This window comes from Caenimonas koreensis DSM 17982 (assembly GCF_009646335.1).
Taxonomy (GTDB): Bacteria; Pseudomonadota; Gammaproteobacteria; order Burkholderiales; family Burkholderiaceae_C; genus Ramlibacter; species Ramlibacter koreensis.
This window is the reverse complement of record NZ_WJBU01000004.1, coordinates 179,829-198,859: the sequence shown is the minus strand read 5'-3', so window position 1 is coordinate 198,859 and position 19,031 is coordinate 179,829. Positions and strand designations below refer to the sequence as shown.

General features: G+C 64.3%; 16 protein-coding genes and 1 pseudogene. 11 read left to right on the top strand and 6 right to left on the bottom strand.

All coding sequences use genetic code 11. The features are described from left to right. Positions 1–586: 586 nt before the first annotated feature. The 3 genes and pseudogenes from GHT07_RS05295 to GHT07_RS05285 form a co-directional block, all read left to right on the top strand. Positions 587–1,046 (top strand): annotated as a pseudogene (locus GHT07_RS05295) (transposase); the annotation flags it as partial. A 53-nt stretch (positions 1,047–1,099) separates the two neighbouring features. After that, a complete protein-coding gene (locus GHT07_RS05290) occupies positions 1,100–2,041 on the top strand; it encodes a DUF72 domain-containing protein (protein WP_323740803.1) in 942 nt (313 codons plus the stop codon). 35 nt (positions 2,042–2,076) lie between these two features. Beyond that, positions 2,077–2,622, top strand: coding sequence for a DUF4019 domain-containing protein (locus tag GHT07_RS05285; protein WP_153584017.1), 546 nt, complete (start codon positions 2,077–2,079; stop codon positions 2,620–2,622). Here GHT07_RS05285 and GHT07_RS05280 read toward each other — a convergent pair. Further along, positions 2,597–3,262, bottom strand: a complete 666-nt coding sequence (locus GHT07_RS05280) for a DUF4142 domain-containing protein (protein ID WP_194792830.1) — start codon at positions 3,260–3,262, stop codon at positions 2,597–2,599. The genes GHT07_RS05285 and GHT07_RS05280 overlap by 26 nt on opposite strands. Positions 3,263–3,487: 225 nt before the next feature. Here GHT07_RS05280 and GHT07_RS05275 point away from each other — a divergent pair, with 225 nt between their 5' ends. Beyond that, on the top strand, positions 3,488–3,937 hold the full coding sequence (locus tag GHT07_RS05275) for a thrombospondin type 3 repeat-containing protein (protein WP_153584015.1): 450 nt from the start codon (positions 3,488–3,490) through the stop codon (positions 3,935–3,937). Between the two features lie 32 nt (positions 3,938–3,969). On the opposite strand, the gene GHT07_RS05270 is transcribed toward GHT07_RS05275, so the two are convergent. Genes GHT07_RS05270 through polA form a run of 3 tightly spaced genes read right to left on the bottom strand, consistent with a single transcriptional unit; the run spans position 3,970 to position 7,886 of the window. Continuing rightward, entirely contained in the window at positions 3,970–4,827 is an 858-nt protein-coding gene (locus GHT07_RS05270; RefSeq protein ID WP_153584014.1) for a ZIP family metal transporter, read from the bottom strand. A 6-nt stretch (positions 4,828–4,833) separates the two neighbouring features. After that, on the bottom strand, positions 4,834–5,052 hold the full coding sequence (locus GHT07_RS05265; RefSeq protein ID WP_153584013.1) for a hypothetical protein: 219 nt from the start codon (positions 5,050–5,052) through the stop codon (positions 4,834–4,836). 20 nt (positions 5,053–5,072) lie between these two features. Continuing rightward, on the bottom strand, positions 5,073–7,886 hold the full coding sequence (polA, locus tag GHT07_RS05260; RefSeq protein WP_153584012.1) for a DNA polymerase I: 2,814 nt from the start codon (positions 7,884–7,886) through the stop codon (positions 5,073–5,075). A gap of 43 nt (positions 7,887–7,929) precedes the next feature. Between polA and GHT07_RS05255 the strand changes: the two genes are divergently transcribed. From GHT07_RS05255 to GHT07_RS05240, 4 genes are all read left to right on the top strand, one after another. Beyond that, the gene (locus GHT07_RS05255; RefSeq protein ID WP_153584011.1) at positions 7,930–8,277 is read left to right on the top strand and encodes a hypothetical protein; all 348 of its coding nucleotides are present in this window, start codon (positions 7,930–7,932) and stop codon (positions 8,275–8,277) included. A 1-nt stretch (position 8,278) separates the two neighbouring features. Continuing rightward, a complete protein-coding gene (locus GHT07_RS05250; protein WP_323740802.1) occupies positions 8,279–9,256 on the top strand; it encodes a homoserine kinase in 978 nt (325 codons plus the stop codon). 99 nt (positions 9,257–9,355) lie between these two features. After that, positions 9,356–10,144, top strand: coding sequence for a BPSS1780 family membrane protein (locus GHT07_RS05245; RefSeq protein WP_153584010.1), 789 nt, complete (start codon positions 9,356–9,358; stop codon positions 10,142–10,144). After that, positions 10,141–10,899 (top strand): iron dicitrate transport regulator FecR, encoded by a 759-nt coding sequence (locus tag GHT07_RS05240; RefSeq protein WP_153584009.1) that lies wholly within the window; start codon positions 10,141–10,143, stop codon positions 10,897–10,899. Before GHT07_RS05245 ends, GHT07_RS05240 begins: the two co-directional genes overlap by 4 nt. Before the next feature lie 93 nt (positions 10,900–10,992). On the opposite strand, the gene GHT07_RS05235 is transcribed toward GHT07_RS05240, so the two are convergent. Together GHT07_RS05235 and GHT07_RS05230 are read right to left on the bottom strand one after the other, a co-directional pair. Continuing rightward, on the bottom strand, positions 10,993–11,478 hold the full coding sequence (locus GHT07_RS05235) for a tetratricopeptide repeat protein (protein WP_153584008.1): 486 nt from the start codon (positions 11,476–11,478) through the stop codon (positions 10,993–10,995). 102 nt (positions 11,479–11,580) lie between these two features. Further along, a complete protein-coding gene (locus tag GHT07_RS05230; protein WP_153584007.1) occupies positions 11,581–13,995 on the bottom strand; it encodes a UvrD-helicase domain-containing protein in 2,415 nt (804 codons plus the stop codon). Positions 13,996–14,027: 32 nt separating this feature from the next. Between GHT07_RS05230 and GHT07_RS05225 the strand changes: the two genes are divergently transcribed. The 3 genes from GHT07_RS05225 (at position 14,028) to GHT07_RS05215 (ending at position 19,026) form a co-directional block, all read left to right on the top strand. Then, positions 14,028–14,723 (top strand): hypothetical protein, encoded by a 696-nt coding sequence (locus GHT07_RS05225; RefSeq protein ID WP_228488190.1) that lies wholly within the window; start codon positions 14,028–14,030, stop codon positions 14,721–14,723. A gap of 92 nt (positions 14,724–14,815) precedes the next feature. Next, positions 14,816–17,863: a VIT domain-containing protein gene (locus GHT07_RS05220; RefSeq protein WP_194792829.1), complete on the top strand. Its 3,048-nt coding sequence runs from the start codon at positions 14,816–14,818 to the stop codon at positions 17,861–17,863. 185 nt (positions 17,864–18,048) lie between these two features. Beyond that, the gene (locus GHT07_RS05215; protein WP_153584005.1) at positions 18,049–19,026 is read left to right on the top strand and encodes a GMP reductase; all 978 of its coding nucleotides are present in this window, start codon (positions 18,049–18,051) and stop codon (positions 19,024–19,026) included. Positions 19,027–19,031: the final 5 nt, after the last annotated feature.

Below are 19,031 nucleotides of genomic sequence, written 5' to 3'. Positions count from 1 at the left end.
TCCAACCGGGGGGCCTCCGGCGGCCCCTGCGGGGGGCTTAAAGAAAGGAAAATACAAGAGCCGAATTCAGCAGACCATGCAGGTCTGACTTACATCAACCGGTCTCCTCGAAACCCGGGGCGGTTCATTTTACCCTCTTAGGGCTTTGCTTTTTCACATTAACTTCCTTCGCGGCTGGCACTATCGCCAAGCGCGCCAACGCATGGCATGGCGTGACTCTTGAACAAGGGTGCATCATTTACGCCTTCACGGATGCAGGTTACGCAGAGCGATCTTGGCACCGATCTTGGGCCGGAGCTGGCTGCACTCCGAACGCTGCCGTTAATGGTAACGGTGAGTTGAGTGTGTTCGATCGCTCCGGAAAACTTATCTCAACAGCCATGGGCACCTTACGAGACGGCGTTTGGGACGGAGTGGTGAAGATAAATGGTCCCGGTGCTCCAGCTCGACAGATCGAGTTCAAGATGGGATGCCCAGTCGAGTTTCCTACGCCCAATTGTGAGCCGTGGACCCCAGGCTCTGTACGGGCCGGGGCAACACCTAAGCCTTTCTAGAAGCAGGCGCTGCCGATCCTCCCCGATACTGAAACGACTATGTTCGCGGCCGAGGTTACCCGCCCGTGGGCCAAACACCGTTAGCGCGGGTGAGCGAAAGACGCCACGGCCTGTTGGTGATCTCCACCGTCACCAACAGGGGCGTGATGCGCTGGAAGATCTTCGACGACGAACTCAACGCCGACATCTCGATCGATTTCTTCACGCGTTTGGTGAAGCACGGCAAGCGCAAGCTATCCCTGATCTTGGAAGACCTGAAGGTGCACCACAGCAAGCCGGTCAGGGCGTGCCTGGCCGAGCACGCTAACGACATCGAGGTCTTCTACCTTCCCAGCTACAGCCCCGAATTCAAACCCAATGAGCTGGCCAACGCCGGCTTGAAGCAGGCCGTCACGAAGCACGCACTAAGCGCAACTTGCAAAGGCGACCGCCGGACACTTGCGCAACGGTCAGCGGTTGTCGGAACGAATCATGAACCACTTCGAGCATTAGCCGGTTCGCTAAGCAGCTGGATTCAAGGTTGTTGAGACCGGATCGAAAATAAAGTGCACGACATCCTCATAGGTTCTGCCGCCTGGACAGACAAATCCCTGATCGACTGCGGCCGCTTCTACCCGAAGGGCGCTGTTTCAGCCGAGGCGCGCCTGCGGTACTACGCCTCGCAGTTTCCACTGGTGGAAGTCGACTCCAGCTACTACGGCGTGCCGACACCGTCGAACTCGCAGCTGTGGGCCGAGCGCACGCCTGATGACTTCACGTTCAACATCAAGGCCTTTCGCCTGTTCACCGGCCACCAGACCTCGCCGCTGGCGCTGCACAAGGATTTGCAGCAGGCGCTGCACAAGCACTTCGATGGCTCACCGCCCAACGTCATCTACTACAAGCACACACCAGCAGAGATCCGCGATGAGCTCTGGCGGCGTTTCATCGATGCACTGGCGCCGCTGCGTGCCGTTGGCAAGCTCGGCCTGGTGCACTTCCAGTTCGCGCCGTGGTTGCTGCGCAATCGCGAAGGGCTCGCGCATGTCGAGCATTGCGTGGAGAAGATGGCGGGCCACACCGTGGCCACCGAGTTTCGCAACAAGAGCTGGTTCGACGGCGCCAACCTCGAAAGCACAATTGCCTTCGAGCGTGAGCTGCAAGTCGTGCACACCATCGTGGACAGCCCGCAAGGCTTTGCCAACTGCGTGCCGCTCGTGTGGGAGGCCACGCATCCGCGCTACGCACTCATGCGCCTGCATGGCCGCAACCGTGAAACCTGGAACATCAAAGGCGCCGCGTCCTCGACGAGCCGCTTCGACTACTGGTACAGCGCCGACGAACTCGACGCGATGACTCCCGAAATCCGCCAGATCGCGCAGATGGTGGACAAGCTGCACATCGTCTTCAACACCAACTTCGAGGACCAGGGGCAGGTCAATGCGCGGCTGATGCGCCGGGTGCTGTCAGGGAACCAACGCGATGAGGGCTTGTCTGACAGGCCCTAAACTCGCTCGCAAGTACACGCCCTTCCGGAGATTCGATGAAATTGCCCCGTTCCCTGCTGGTTTGCCTCGCGCTCGTCGCCGCATTCAGCGCGACTACTGCTTCGGCCCAGCTCAAGCCCAAGTCCGGTACCGGCTTGTCTGCACCTGCAACGCCCAGCGCACCGGCCCCGGCTACCTCACCCGCTGCCAGGCCGGGGGCGACGGCGCCTTCGGCGCAAATCCCGGGCAATGCCGCCAAGGAAGAAGAAGGCAAGCTTGCCGCAGCCGGCTGGCTGGTGCTGCTCGACAGGCGCGACTGGGGCACGGCGTGGGAGACAACCGCCAGCATGTTCCGCGCAGCCGTGCCGCTCTCCGCCTGGATGGACGGCATCCCGAAAATGCGCGAGCCTCTGGGCAAGCTCATTGAGCGCACACCCACAGAGTCCGTCTACAAGACAACGCTGCAGGGCAAGCCCGATGGCGAATACGTGAGCGTCGTATTCCAGAGCAAGTTCGAGGGCAAGGAAGCCGAAGAAGTCGTCACCACCGTGCGCGACACCGACGGCCGCTGGCGCGTCACGGGTTACGTGCCGCCGCAGTAGCCACGGGCCTGGCCTTCGCACCGGGCGCAAGCACGTCTTCAGCGCCGGCCAGGCTGGCCCTGACCGTCGGCAGGGTCTGGTCGATCCACGCTTTCAAGGCGGGGTCGCGGGCACCGGCACTCGCCCGTTCGAACAGCTGCACATTCGCCTGTTGCGACTTCAACCCGACCACCGACATGAATTCCTGGTCGAACTTCCTGCCTTCGATCTTCGCCAGGCGGTTGAGCGCTTTGCGCTGGTGATCTGCAAGCATCGGCGCGGCCATGCCACGTGCATGCAACATGTGCTGCAACACTGGCGCCAGGGCGAGATGATGGTCGACCAGCGCGCTGGCAAAGCTGCGCACTTGCGGGCTTTGCGATTTGGCGCTTGCCATGCGTGCCGCATCAGACTCAAATCGGGTGCTCGCAGCGGCGTCCTTGAGAAATCCGCGCTCGAACAGCTGGTCGCTCGACAGCCGCCGTGAAGTCGCCGCGGACGCTGGCGCGAACAGGGGCGTTCTCGATATCGCCGGCCTGGCCGGCGGCTCGGAATCCGGCGAGATTGGCGCCGACTCGCCCGGCTGCAGCGCAGCCTGCGCCATCGCGCACACCGACGCAAGCGCCACAACAGCAGCCAGCAGATATCTCGCGTAGTTCATGGGGTTCCAGAGGGCGGCTTGGAGTCGAAGCCGTTGATACCCCTGAGTGTTGGTGGTGCGGATGAGGCGCGCTGTAGGGTGCGCACGAGTCGGGTTGTAGGACGCGGCCTGCCTGGCGCGCCGCCTTACGAATCGCGCCAAAACTTCACACGGCGGAAGTATTCGCAGCGGGTGCGCTTGACGTTGTGTGAACACCATTCGATCCACACATGACTGGAGGTCAAGATGAAACGAAGCACCTGGTTCGCAGCTGCCGCTGCGCTGACTGCGTCAGCCGCCTTGACGGCAAGCCTGCCTGCTGCGGCGGGCACGTCATACATGCTGCAAGTCGCGGCACCTGCGCCCGTGTATGTGGCACCACCGCCGCCCCCGGTTTACGAGGCGGTTCCTGTGCGCCGCCACGGCTGGGTGTGGGTGGCGGGCCACTACGAGTGGAACGGCCATCGCCACGTCTGGATTGGCGGGCACTATCTGCGCGAGCGGCCGGGCTACGTTTATGAGCCTGTGACGTGGGTGCAGAACGGCGACCGCTGGGCATACCGGCCCGGTCACTGGGGGCACGGCCGCCGTGACCAGGACCACGACGGCGTGCCGAACCGCTATGACCGCGACCGTGACGGTGACGGCGTTCCCAACCGGTGGGACCGCGCGCCCTCCAATCCGTACCGCCGCTGACGCCGGGCCTGGCGGCGCCCTCACGGCGCCGCCTAGTGGGTGTGAGCCAGGCTGCTGACCAGCATCACCAGGCCGATGCCGAGAAGCAGCCAAAACACCTGCGCGGCGGTCTCGCGCGCCGTCAGGCGCTTTTGCAGTTGCGGGATCAAGTCGGCAAGCGCTACGTAGATGAAACTGCTGCTCGCCACCACGAGGAAGTACGGTAGCCAGCCCCGCAGCTGGTCAACCAGCCACCAGCCGATGAGCCCGCCGATGGCCGTCACCGCGCCTGCGAGCGACACCTTCACCAGCGCCATGTTGCGGTTGGCGCCCGCCAGCCGCAGCACGGCCAGATCGCCGATGTGGTGCGGCACTTCGTGCGCCAGCACGGACAGCGCCGCGACAATGCCCAGGCGCATGTCGGCAATGAACGCCGACGCAATCAGGATGCCGTCGCCAAAACAGTGAACGCTGTCACCCGTGAGCACGGCCCAGCCGCCTGAACCTGTGGGTGCGGCGCCATGGTGATGGTGGCCGTGGTCATGACCGCCGTGGTCATGATCGCCGTGACCGTGATCTTCGTGGGCGGGGTCACCGTGGTGATGCTCGTGCCCGTGGTGCCACAGCTCTGCCTTGTCGAGCAGGAAGAAGAACACCAGCCCGACGAGCAGCGCGGAAAACAGCGTCTTGGCATCAGCGCCGGATTCGAACGCTTCAGGCAGCAGGTGCATGAACGACGTGGCGAGCAACGCACCCGCAGCCAGGCTCAGCAGGTGATGGGGGCCCAGGTAGCGCGGCGCGGCGTCGTCGCTTTCACGATTGAGAAAGCCCAGCCGCATCAGCCCTGCCGCGAGCCAGACGCTGCCGATACCTGCGGCGAGAGTGGCGATGAGGATGGCGAGGAGTGTCATCCGGGCTCAGGGCGACGATGCTGCCGGTGCCGCGGGCGAGCCCGGCGGCAACGTCCCGACCGGCGTGACCGCCGGTGCTCCGGGCGCCGGTGTCGGCGCAGGTGGGGGGCCTGACGGATGCGAGCCCGGATCGCCGCCACCGCCGCCACAGGACGGCAGTGCCACTGAAGCGGCGGTCAGGGCAAACAGCAGGGCGAGTCTTCGCCTGGCGTCGTAGGTGCTCATGTCGTCTCTCCTTGAGGAATTCAATGCGCTACTTCCCAGTTCGCGCCAATGCCGATTTCCGCGAGGAGCGGCGCACGCAGTTCAGCCACGCTCGCCATCAGCCGGGGAATCTCGGTGCGAACCCATTCAACTTCAGCGTCGGGCACTTCGAACACCAGTTCGTCGTGCACCTGCATGATCATTTTCGTGCCGCGCTTTTGCGCATCGAGCACGTCCTGCACCGCCACCATCGACAGCTTGATCAGGTCGGCTGCCGTGCCCTGCATCGGCGCATTGATGGCCTGGCGCTCGGCGCTGCCGCGGCGCGGGCCGTTCGGCGAATTGATCTCCGGCAGGTACAGGCGACGGCCGAACACGGTTTCAACATAGCCCCGGCTCTTGGCCGTCATGCGCGTTTCGTCCATGTAGTTCTTCACGCCCGGATAACGCTCGAAGTACCGCTGGATGTAGTTCTTGGCGGCCGTGTTGTCGATGCCCAGGTTGCGCGCGAGGCCAAAGCTGCTCATGCCATAGATCAGGCCGAAGTTGATCACCTTCGCATAGCGCCGCTGCTCGCTGCTCACCTCTGAAGGCGCCACGTTGAACACCTCCGCCGCCGTGGCGCGGTGCACGTCCATGCCTTCGCGAAAGGCGCGCAGCAGCGCCTCATCTTCCGACAGGTGCGCCATGATGCGCAGCTCGATCTGCGAGTAGTCGGCGCTGGCGATCTGGTGGCCCGGCGCTGCAACAAAAGCCTCGCGCACACGCCGGCCTTCTGCCGTCTTCACGGGAATGTTCTGCAGGTTCGGGTCGTTGCTCGACAAGCGCCCCGTGACGGCAACGGCCTGCGCATAGTGCGTGTGCACGCGGCCCGTGCGCGGATTGGCCAGCTGCGCGAGCTTGTCGGTGTACGTGCCCTTCAATTTCGACAGGCCGCGATGCTCCAGCAGCTTGGCGGGCAGCGGATAGTCTTCAGCGAGTTTTTCCAGCACCTCTTCGTCAGTGCTGGGCACGCCGCTCGGTGTTTTCTTGACGACTGGCAAGCCCAGCTTGGTGAAGAGAATTTCGCCGATCTGTTTGGGCGACCCCAGGTTGAACGGCTGGCCCGCAAGCTCATGCGCTTCTTTTTCGAGCGCAAGGATGCGCTGGCCCAGCTCACCGCTTTGCCTGGCGAGCATCGGCGCGTCGATCAGCACGCCGTTGCGCTCGACGCGATACAGCGCTTCGCTGCTCTTGATCTCCAGGTCGTAGATGAATGCGAGCTTGCTGTCGGCCTGCACGCGGGGCCACAACACGCGGTGCACATCAAGCGTCTGGTCGGAGTCTTCGCACGAATACTCGGCGGCCTTTTCCACCGACACCTGCGAGAACGGGATCTGGTGCGCGCCCTTGCCAGCCACCGTTTCGTAGTCGATGCCCGAGCGGCCCAGGTGCCGCTCTGCCAGGCTCGCGAGGCCGTGCGGCTTGTGCACTTCAAGCACGTAGCTTTGCAGCATCGTGTCGTGTGCGTAGCCCTGCACTTCAATGCCATGGTTGGCGAACACATGGCGGTCGTACTTGATGTGCTGGCCGAGCTTTTTCTTCTGTGGGTTTTCAAGCCACGGCTTCAGCCTGGCGAGCACCTCGTCGCGCGGCAATTGCTCTGGCGCATCGCCGTAGCTGTGGGCGAGCGGAATGTACGCTGCCTCACCAGGCTTCACGCTGAACGACACGCCGACGATCTCGGCAATCATTTCATCGAGCGAGCTCGTCTCGGTGTCGATGGCGGCAAGCTCGCTGGCCTCCAGCCGCGCGAGCCAGTCATTGAACTGCTCCCACGTGAAGATCGTGTCGTAGTGCAGGTTGGTGGCCTGCGATGTGCCGGAGAGGTCCGGCTCATCGAACAGGCCCATCGACGCGGGGCGCTGCTGTTCGATGCGCTCGGGCGGTACATCGTGCGCTTCGAGCTGCTTGGCCAGGCCCTTGAAGCCATAGCGCTCGTAGAACGCCTTCAGCGCTTCGGTGTCCTGGCCGTCCGTCACCGCGATGTCGCCCAGCGAGGGCAGCCCGGGGATGTACTCGTGCAGGTCGCAGTCTTTCTTGACGGTAAGCAGTGCGCGACCCGTGGGCAGCCAGTCGATTGCCTTTCGCAGGTTCTCGCCCACGGCGCCCTTGACTTCAGCCGAGCGCCTGACCAGCTCATCGAGCGAGCCGTATTCCTGCAGCAGCTTCACCGCCGTCTTGGGGCCAACCTTGTCCACGCCCGGCACGTTGTCCACCGCGTCGCCCACCAGCGCCTGGTAGTCCACCATCAGGTGCGGCGGCACGCCGAATTCGGCTTCGACGCCGGCCACGTCGCGCTTGCGGTCGTTCATGGTGTCGATGACCATGACGTGTTCATTCACGAGCTGGCTCAGGTCCTTGTCGCCGCTGGAGATTACCGTGTGGTGGCCCTGCTGCGTTGCCATGGTGGCCAGCGTGCCGATCACGTCGTCAGCTTCCACGCCGGGCACAGCCAGCACCTTCCAGCCGAGCAGGCGCACCACTTCATGGATGGGGTCGATCTGCGCGCGCAGATCGGGCGGCATCGGGTTACGGGTGGCTTTGTACTCGGGGAAGATGTCGTCGCGAAAGGTCTTGCCCGGTGCGTCGAAGATGCAGGCGACGTAGTCGGCCCGCACGTCCTTGCGCAGCTTCTGCAGCATGTTGATCATTCCGCGGATGGCGCCGGTGGCAGGGCTCGTCGGGTCGCCCGGTACGGCACGCAGGTCGGGCATGGCGTGGAACGCGCGGTAGAGGTAGCTCGATCCGTCCACGAGCAGGACCACTTTCGGCTCCTTGCTCTCGTCGCTTGTCTCTAGTGTCTGCTGGCTCATGGGGCACGATTGTGCCTGCACGCTGCGACCCTACAATGGCAGGATGCCCCGTCACCATGCCCTGATTTGTGCCCGGATCGGCACCCTGATCTGCGCCGCTGTCGCCACGTCTGCTGCGCTGGCGCAGAACCAGCCCCTCGTGCAGGAATCTCCTGCACCCGACGCGCGCCGCAACCAGAAGGTCGAGCGCATCCACAACGAAGACGCCTCGACGATCATCGATGAGGTGCGCTACGCTGGCGAGACGCGCAGCATCACCGTCCAGCCCAAGGGCAACATGCCCGGCTACGAAATCACCCCCAGCGACAACGCGCGCACGCGCCCCGGCGACAACCGCGACGGCCTCGGCAATGCCAACGGCAAGAGCGTCTGGAACGTGCTGAAGTTCTGACGTGGCGGTTTTCACTGAAGTTTCGCAGGACGACGCACGCGACCTCGCAGCAAAACTCGCGCTCGGTGAAGTGCGCGAGCTGCGCGGCATCCAGGGCGGCATCGAGAACACCAACTACTTCCTCACGACGTCAACGGGCGAGTTCGTCCTGACATTGTTCGAGCGGCTGTCGTTCGAGCAGCTGCCGTTCTACCTGCACCTGATGAAGCACCTGGCCGCGCACGCCATACCGGTGCCCGAGCCGCATGCCACCCCGGGCAGCGCCACCGCCGACAACCCCGACGGCCGCCTGCTGCAAACCGTGTGCGGCAAGCCCGCCGCTGTGGTGGGCAAGCTGCGCGGCAAGAGCGAACTGGCGCCCACGGCAGTGCACTGCGCCGCCGTCGGCGACATGCTCGCGCGCATGCACCTCGCAGGCCGCGACTACCCGCACATGCAGCCCAACTTGCGCGGGCTGGCCTGGTGGAACGAAACCGTGCCGGTTGTGCTGGAGCACACCACGCCCGAGCAATCGGCACTTTTGAAGGGCGAGCTGGCGCTGCAAAACCACGTCGCGGCCAGCTCCGCGTATGCCGCCTTGCCCTGCGGCCCGATCCACGCCGACCTCTTTCGCGACAACGTGATGTTCGACGACGGCGAGCTCACGGGCTTTTTCGACTTTTATTTTGCAGGCGTGGACACGTGGCTCTTCGACATTGCCGTGTGCCTGAACGACTGGTGCATCGACCTTGCCACCGGCCGGCAAGACGACGCACGCACCCAGGCCTTCCTGCGCGCCTACAACGCCGTGCGGCCGCTGGCCGCGGCGGAGCGGCAGCTGCTGCCGGTGATGCTGCGGGCCGGCGCGTTGCGCTTCTGGATCTCGCGCCTGTGGGATCTGCACCTGCCGCGCGAGGCTTCGATGCTGAAGGCGCATGATCCGACTCACTTCGAGCGCGTGCTGCGCCAGCGGGTTGCGCAGGCGTACCGCACACTTTGAGCAGCCGCTTGCGTTAAATTTGTCACGTGCAGCCAGCAGCACCGGTTGCCGGCTGAAATAAAACCTGCGTCCAGTCCGACCCATCCTGCGTACCCCTTCATGAAACTCAACATCGTTCCTGCGGGAACCGGCATTCAATGGGTCAAGCTCGGCATACGCACGTTCATGAGGCAGCCCCTGGCACTCACCGCGCTCTTTTTCCTCTATATAGCTGCAGCTTCGCTGTTGTGGCTCGTGCCAATCCTCGGGCCGCTGCTGGGCGCCGCCGTGGTGCCTGCGGCCACGCTGGGCTTCATGGCCGCCACGCAGGAAGCCGTGAATGGCAACGTGCCGACGCCCATGGTGTTCCTGGGCGCCTTTCGGGCGGGCCGTGCACGTGTGAAAGCCATGCTGGTCCTGGGCCTGATGTACGCCGTGCTGTGGATCGGCATCCTGCTGCTGGTCGGTGTGCTTGTCGACCTGCCGACCGACGCAGTCACGCCCGACGCGCAGCATCCGCCCTCGCCTGCGTACGTGAACGCAATGCTGCTCGCCTTTGCGATGTATGTGCCGGTGTCGCTCATGTTCTGGCATGCGCCGGCCCTTGTTCACTGGCACGGCATCTCGCCGCTCAAGAGCCTGTTCTTCAGCAGCGTGGCATGTGTTCGCAACTGGAAGGCGATGATCGTCTTCAACCTGGCCTGGCTGGTGCTGATCATTGCCTTCGGCACGATTATCTCCACCGTGTCCATGCTCACCGGCAGCGGCCAGTTGAGCGTGGGCATTGCCATGCCGCTCGCCCTGCTCGTTGCCGCCGTGTTTTCCACGTCACTGTTTTTTACCTTTCGTGATAGCTTTGTCCCCGACGAGCCCACACCCGAACCACCCACCTCCGGAGATTCCCCATGACCCAGCACACCCTGCAAGGCCGCACCGAGAGCGAAGTGCTCTGGTTCCAGCGTCGCAGCTTCCTGCAAGCAGCAGCCGCCTGGACGGCGATGGGCGGCATCAGCGCTGCCGTCGCACAGCAACGCTCGAACATCGTTGACCTGCGTGGCGATGCACTCATCAATGGCGAGCGGCTCGTGCCCCAGCGCAGCATCCAGACCGGCGACACGATCGAAACCGGCCCGAACTCCGGCCTGGTGTTCGTGCTGGGCACGTCATCGTTCCTGGTGCGCCAGAACACGCGCATGACGGTGGAGCGCGGCTCGTCGCTGAGCACCGTGAGCGTGCTGCGGATGCTCACGGGCGCTGTGGCCAGCGTGTGGGGCCGCGGCAACCTGCGCCAGATCGTCACGCCTACGTTGACAGCCGGCATTCGCGGCACGGGCGTGTACACCGAAGTGTTCCCGCAGCAAAGCTACCGCAGCTATTTCTGCAACTGCTACGGCACCGTGGACATGGGCGCTGGCCCCGACCGCACCGTGTCGCAGTCGAGCTACCACCAGTCGTTCTGGGGCGAGGCGGAACCGAAGAACGGCCGCTTCCTCACGCCGGCCAAGGCGATCAACCACACTGACGAGGAACTCGAATTTCTCGCCAAGCTGGTGAACCAGCGCACCGCCTGGGAAGTGCTGGGCCGCAAGGGCGTGAAGGACGGCATGGGCTACATGGAGCAAAGGCCTGAGACGGCGCATCCTGCGATGAACATGCCGCGCTGAGGCGTCGGGGCCAGTGCATGCGGCAGCGGTGAAGGAGCCGCCGTTGGCCCCCACCCCTGCCCTCCCCCAGAGGGGGAGGGAGACAGTCAAACGCTAATTCTTAGCCTTGTACTCGGCGATCGACTTCGCCAGGTCCTGGTATTCCTCACACGTCTTGTTGCCGCAGATCTGCTCGAGCTGCGCGAGATGCTTCTCGGCTTCGGCGGGCTTCTTGTCCATCAGGTAGGCCTCGCCGATGTACTCGTGCGCACCCTTGTGCCGCGGGTCGATGGCCAGGGCCTTCTTGTAGTGATCGAAGGCCTTCGGCAGATCCGGGTTGGCGCGCTTGCGATAGCTGTAGCCCAGCAGGTTCTGCACATCGGCATTGCGGGCGTCGTCGCGCTCGGCAGCATTCAATTCGCGCATCGCCAGGCTCCAGTCCTTGGCGTCGATGGCCTTGCGTGCAGCGGCAAGCCGCTCGCTCACGCTGGGCGCCTTCACGCTCGGGTTGCTGCCGGGTGTGTCGGCGGCATACGCGAGGTGGGAAGTGCCGAGGGACGCCGCTGCCAGTGCGGCAGCAATCAGGTACTTGCAGTTCATTCGCTGGTTCCTTCGAAAGAGCATCGAGTGTCGTGCCGCCCGCAGGGGACGTCAACGCCGCGCGACCTGAACTACTTCACGCAATGGCCAGCCGCGTGATGCTCACGTCACCGGCGTGAGCTTGGCAACGCTGAGCGCCAGCCACTTGATGCCGTGCCGCGGAAAGTTCACCTGCGCGCGCGCATCAGCGCCCTGGCCTTCGAGCGAAATCACCGTGCCCTCACCGAACTTGGTGTGGAACACTTTCATCTTGGCTTTCAGGCCATGCGACGGCTCGGTCTTTTGCGCCGGCACTTGCGGGCTTGCGAAGGTCTCGCGCGAAGCAAAGCCGCTGGAAAAGCCATTGGAGCGCGTCGATGGATAGCCTGAGCCGTAGCCAAAAGCCGAGCCGCCGAAGTTCTGGTTCTTGGGCGTGAGCCACTTGAGCGCGCCTTCGGGCAACTCGTCGAACCAGCGTGTGCGCACGTTGTAGCGCGTCTGGCCATGCAGCAAACGAGTTTGCGAGTAGCTGAGGTACAGCCGCTTGCGCGCCCGCGTGATCGCCACGTACATCAGCCGTCGCTCTTCTTCGAGGCCTTCGATCTCCGTCATCGACCGCTCGCTCGGGAACAGGCCTTCTTCCAGCCCGCTCACGAACACGCAATCAAATTCGAGGCCCTTGGCCGCATGCACGGTCATGAGCTGGATGGCGTCCTGCCCCGCCTGCGCCTGGTTGTCGCCCGACTCCAGCGCCGCATGCGTCAGAAAGGCGGCAAGTGGCGACAACGTCTCGCCCGTCTCCGCATCAGGCGGCACGTAGTCGGGTGCAGGCTCGTTCACCTCGGGCTGGCTCGGGTCCAGCCCCTGGCTCGCGGGCGACTGCCGCAGCATGCCCGGGCTGAGTTCATCGACAGGCATGGCCACCACATCGCGCCCGAAGCCTTCCTGCGTGACGAAGCTCTCCGCCGCGTTCACGAGTTCTTCCAGATTCTCGATACGGTCCGCGCCATCGCGCTCGCTCTTGTAATGAGCAATCAGGCCCGACTCCTGCAGCATGATCTCGATGATTTCGCGCAGCGAGAGGTTGACCGTCTGCTCGCGCATGGCGTCGATTCTGGCGACGAATGCCGTGAGGTTCGCGCCGGCCTTGCCCGTGGTCGCGCTCACCGCGTCGTGCAGTGAACAACCTGCGACGCGCGCAGCGTCCACCACCTGCTCGATGCTGCGTGCGCCAATGCCGCGCGGCGGGAAATTCACCACACGCAAAAAGCTCGTATCGTCGTTGCGGTTTTCGAGCAAACGCAAATACGCCAGCGCGTGCTTGATTTCCGCACGCTCGAAAAATCGCAGGCCGCCATACACACGATACGGAACTGCAGCGTTGAACAGCGCCGTTTCAATCACCCGGCTTTGCGCATTGCTGCGATAGAGCACCGCAATTTCATGGCGCGGCACGCCGGGCTCTGCGCCCTCGCCTCGCACCAGATGCCGCATCTCTTCGACCATCCACTGCGCTTCTGCGAGGTCTGTCGGCGCTTCGTACACGCGCACGGGTTCGCCGGGGCCTTGATCGGTGCGCAGGTTCTTGCCCAGGCGCTTCTTGTTGTGGCTGATCAGCTCGTTCGCTGAATCAAGAATGTTGCTGTGGCTGCGGTAGTTCTGCTCGAGCTTGATCTGGTGGCGCACGCGGAATTCGCTGACGAAGTCGGCCATATTGCCCACGCGCGCACCGCGAAAGGCATAGATGCTCTGGTCGTCGTCACCCACTGCAAACACCGAGCCTGCCTCATGCATCTGGCCGTCATTCGCCAGGCCCGAGAGCATCTTGATCCATGCGTATTGCAGCTTGTTCGTGTCCTGGAACTCGTCGATGAGGATGTGCCGAAACCGCCGCTGGTAGTGCTCGCGAATCGGGTCGTTGTCGCGCAGCAGCTCATAGCTGCGCAGCATCAGCTCACCGAAATCAACCACACCTTCGCGGTTGCACTGGTCTTCATAGAGCTGGTAGATCTCGACCTTGCGGCGGTCGTCGTCGCTGCGCGTTTCCACCACGTTGGGCCGCAGGCCGTCTTCCTTGCAACCGGCGATGAACCACTGCGTTTCCTTTGCCGGAAACCGCTCTTCATCGACGTTGAACTGCTTCATCACCCGCTTGATGGCCGACAGCTGGTCTTGCGTGTCCAGAATCTGGAAGCCCTGCGGCAGGTTGGCGAGCTTCCAGTGCGCGCGCAAAAAGCGGTTGCACAGGCCGTGGAAGGTGCCGATCCACATGCCGCGCACGTTCACGGGCAGCATCGCCTGCAGGCGCGTCATCATTTCTTTTGACGCTTTGTTGGTGAACGTCACCGCCATCACGCCACCGGGCGAGACCTGGCCGGTGGACAGTAACCATGCGATGCGCGTGGTGAGCACGCGCGTCTTGCCAGAGCCGGCACCCGCCAGAATCAGCGCGTGCTCATTGGGCAGGGTGACCGCAGCGAGCTGCTCGTCGTTGAGGTTTTGTAAGAGTGGGGATTGCGAAGCGACTTCTGGGAACATATGCCATTGTAGGAACGAACAAAGTGTCACGAATGAGCCGCCTCTTTCCCCGTATCTGCGTGCTTGCTGCCGCGCTGGCCGCAGTACCTGCGCTGCACGCGCAATCGTCGTGTTCCAGCGATGGCGTTGCGCGGCCCGCTGCGCTGGTCGAGCGCTTCATCAACGCCGACTGCCAGGGCTGCTGGTCTGACGCAAAAACGCCTGCCGCCGGCAAAGGTGAGGTTGCGCTCGACTGGGTCTTGCCCGGCTCGCGCGGTGACGACGCACCGTTGTCTTCCGTTGCCAGGCGCGATGCCGTGCAGCGGCTCGCGGCGTTGAAGCAGGCCCCGCCTGCCGAAGCAGCCACGCTTCGCGCTGCCGTCGTGAAGCAGCCGCGCTCACTTCGTGTTGCGCAGGGGCTGGCTTTCAACGGCTACGTGGCTGCGTCCATTGAACTCAAACCCGGCACCGGCGGCCCGTGGACGGCGTGGCTCGCGCTGGTGGAGACAGTACCAGCGGGCATCGAAGGCTCGCCTGTCGAGCGAAACCTGGTTCGCAACGTCTTGCAGGCCACATGGAATAACGATCAGCCGCTATCAAGAGAGGAGCGCATGCGGCGCATCGAAAGCCGTTCGATGAACCTTCCGGAGGGCGCGAACCCGCAGCGCATGCGTGTGGTGGGCTGGGTGGAAGACGCGCGTGGCCGCATCGTGGCGGCCGCCCAATCGCGCTGCGACGCCACGCAATAGGCGCAGCGCCTGCAACTATTTTTTCGCGGGCTTAACCCCGCGCAGGGTGCCCGCCCGTAAGAGCCATGTCCTCAATCAAATGGAGAAGGCTGATGGAACACCCAACACCCACGTGGCGGCGCCGGGGCGTCCTGCAAATCGCGGGGTGGCTCGCTGCCTGCGCCACCGCGCTGCCCGCACTGGCAACCTCGCCGGTGCTGATGCCGCAACGCATCAAGATGCCGCCGCCTCTAGACTGGCGACCGCCCATCATCACGGTGCAAGGCAACGCACAACCCATCCAGCTGCGCGCCGTGACGATAGACACCGACGTGTTCGGTAGACAAGCCCAGTCGCGCATCGAGCTGCGGCTGTTCAACCCCAACCCGCGCGTGCTCGAAGGCGAGCTGCAGTTCCCGCTGCTCGAAGGCCAGGTCGTGACGGGCTTCGCGCTCGATGTGAATGGCCGCCTGCGCGATGCTGTGCCTGTCGCGAAAGCGCGCGGCCAGGAGATTTTTGAAGACATCCGCCGCCGCCGCGTGGACCCGGGCCTGCTCGAAGCCACTGCGGGCAATCAATACAAGCTGCGCGTGTACCCCATTCCTGGTGGCGGTGAGCGGCGCGTGCAGCTCACCATCAGCGAGACCTTGCCGCAGTTGCAGGGCCGCGCCATCGTGCGTGTGCCGCTGGTGTTTTCGCAGGCCGTGGGCCAGCTGCAACTGCAGGTGCGCGCGAGTGGGTTGCGCCAGCAGGACATCGAGTTGCTGCAAGCGCCCGCCGAGGCGAGCCTGCAGCCCGAGTTCGACGGCATGGTGCTGCGCCTGCAGCGCACAGCGTGGACAGCGCCGCAGGGGCCTGCGGGTTGGTTGCAGATGGCAGTGCGCACCAGTGCGGCGCCGCAGGTGATGGTCGGCGAGACGGCAGGCCGCCCGTACTTCGCGGGGCAACTTGCGATGAAAGACGAGCTGGTGCGCCGCACCGAGCCGAAACACATTGCGCTCGTGTGGGACGCATCGGGCTCGGCCGCAGGCTCGCAGGCGCGCGTGCTGCCATTGCTCGATGCCTACTTCAAGAGCCTGCGCCAGCCCCTGCAGGTGTCGCTGCTCGTCGTGCGCAATCGCGTTGAGGCTGCATGGCGCTTCACCGTCACGGGCGGCCGCTGGGACGAGCTGCTGGCCGCGTTGCGCGCCGAGCCCTTCGACGGATCGAGCAACTTCGACCAACTCCCGATTCCTGCGGATGCCGACGCAACACTGCTGGTGTCCGATGGCCTCATGACTGATGGCAAACGCGCGATCGGCTACGCCAGCACCGCGCCGGTGTTTGCCATCAGCGGCGCACCGGCCACCGACACGCCGCGCCTGACGCGGCTGGCCGAGCGCACCGGCGGCGCCATGATCGACGTGAGCCTGCTACCCACTGAGCAGGCGCTACGCGCGATGCAGTTCTACGGCTGGCGCGTTGATCATGTGTCGAGCCTGGGCGCGGAGCGGCTCGTTGCGCCAAGCCTGCGCATTCGCGAAGGACGCATTGCCGTTGCAGGCGAGTTGACCGACACGCAAACGCGCGTTGACGTACACATGGTGCATCCCGATGGCCGCAAGCGCGTGATCGCTTTCAATGTGAATGCACGCCAGGCGCGCGCCGGCAAATGGCCCGGCCAGCAGTGGGCGCAATGGCGGTCTGCCGAACTGGCGGAGAACCCCGCTGTACATCGTGCAGAGCTCGAACAGATTGCGGCGACGCACGGCCTCGTGGGCCCCAACAGCTCACTGATCGTGCTGGAACAGGCCTTCGACAACGCGCGCTATGACTTGCCCGCACCACCCGAGCTCGCCGACGAAGTCGCGCGTCTGCGGCAAAACCAGTCCACACAACTCGCGCAGCAAAAGCAGGCACACATCGCCAACATGGTGAGGCAGTTCGACGAGCGCCAGCAATGGTGGGAACGCGACTGGCCGAAAGAGCCGCGCAAGGACGCGCGCAAGGAGAACAAGGACGAAGCGCAGCAACTGTCGCGCGGGCCTGCTGCCGTGGGAGGGATGGCTCGTGATCAGGCCAGGGAGCGTCGCGCTGAGCCCGCGTTCGCCGACAAGTGGAATGCCCCGCCCACGCCTAGCGTTGCGGCACCTTCAGCCGCGCCCATGGCGCCTCCAGCACCTGCGCGCCAGATGGCCGAGTCAGCCGTCGCCAAGAGCGCGAGCAGCGACAGCCTCGCACGCGCACCGAGTGCGCCTGCGCAATCGACCATTGCGTTGCAACCCTGGACAGCCGACGCGCCCTACCTGCGCCGCCTCGCCGATGCGCCTGCCGACCGCCTGTACGCCACCTACATCGACGAGCGCAGCCGCCACACGAGCAGCAGCGCGTTCTTCATCGATGCCGCGTCGCTGTTCTTCGAGCGCGGCCAGAACGAGCTTGCACTGCGCATCCTGTCGAACCTGGCAGAGATGAACCTGGAGAACCGGCAGCTGTTGCGGCTGTACGCCTATCGCCTGGTGCAGGCGCGGCGCGATGAGCTGGCTGTTCCCGTGTTCGAGCGCATCACCGAGCTGGCCCCGAACGAGCCGCAGTCGTGGCGTGACCTGGGCCTTTCGCTTGCACAGACCGGCCAGCAGCAACGCGCTGTGAACGCGCTATGGGAAGTCGTGTCGCGTCCATGGCACGGGCGCTTCGCTGGCATCAACATGATTGCGCTGGCGGAGCTCAATGCGATTGCGGCGCAGGCACAGGCCGATGGTCCGGCGCTGGATATGTCGCGTGTCGATGCACGGCTGCGCCGCAACATGCCGCTGGGCTTGCGCGTGGTGATGGCCTGGGACACCGACGACACGGACATCGACCTGTGGGTGACTGACCCGAATGGCGAGCTTGCGAACTACGGCAACCGCCGTACGTTCCAGGGTGGCGCCGTGAGCCCCGATGCGACAGGCGGCTATGGCCCGGAGGAATACGCCATCCGCCATCCCAAGCCCGGCAAGTACGTCGTGCAGGCACAGTTCTACGGGCACAACCAGCAGGTGCTCAGCGGCGGCACGACGGTGATGGTGCGCGTCTCGACGGGGTTTGGTACTGCGGCTGCGAAGGATGAGTGGTTGACGCTGCGTCTCACGCAAGGCCGCGAGACAGTGCGCGTGGGCGAGGTCGTGGTGAAGCCGTAGGCGCAGGCGGCCAAAAAGACGCAGCACACAAACGCGAAGACGCGCGTTTAGAATCAAGCACCGGGCCCAAGCATATTGCGGCCCGGTTTGCTTTTGTACCTCGGCCCTATCGCCGTGCCCCACGAAAGCCCGGGTCCGATCCAAGCGCTCAATTCGTTGTGCAACGACTTCACCGGAGCTGGATCATGGAAATTTTCGATTACGACAACGTCTTGCTGCTGCCGCGCAAATGCCGCGTGGAAAGCCGCTCTGAATGCGACGCCGGCGTGGAGCTGGGCGGGCGCACCTTCCGCATCCCCGTCGTGCCGGCCAACATGAAGACCGTGGTCAACGAGCCCATCTGCCTGTGGCTGGCCGAGCACGGCTACTTCTACGTGATGCACCGCTTCGACATCGACAACGTGGCCTTCGTGCGCGAGATGCATTCGAAGGGCGCGTACGCCTCGATTTCCGTCGGCGTGAAGAAGGCCGACTACGACGCCGTCAACCAGATGGCGGCCGAAGGCCACGTGCCCGAGTACGTCACGATCGACATCGCGCACGGCCACGCCGACAGCGTGCGCGACATGATCACGCACCTCAAAGCCACGATGCCCTCCACCTTCGTGATCGCAGGCAACGTCGGCACACCCGAGGCCATCATCGACCTGGAAAACTGGGGCGCCGACGCAACCAAGGTCGGCATCGGCCCGGGCAAGGTCTGCATCACACGCATGAAGACGGGCTTTGGCACGGGCGGCTGGCAGTTGTCTGCGCTGAAGTGGTGTGCGCGTGTGGCAACCAAGCCGATCATTGCGGACGGCGGCATTCGCGAGCACGGCGACATCGCCAAGAGCGTGCGCTTTGGCGCAACGATGGTGATGATCGGCTCGATGCTCGCAGGCCACGAAGAGTCACCCGGCGAAACAGTCGATGTCGATGGAAAGCTCTTCAAGGAGTACTACGGCAGCGCGTCCGACTTCAACAAGGGCGAGTACCGCCACGTTGAAGGCAAGCGCATCCTCGAGCCCGTGAAGGGCAAGCTCGCCGACACGCTGCGCGAGATGGAAGAAGACATTCAAAGCTCCATCAGCTATGCGGGCGGGCGCAAGCTCAATGACATCCGCAAAGTGAACTACGTGATCCTCGGTGGGGACAACGCGGGCGAGCATCTGCTGATGTAGCGCGT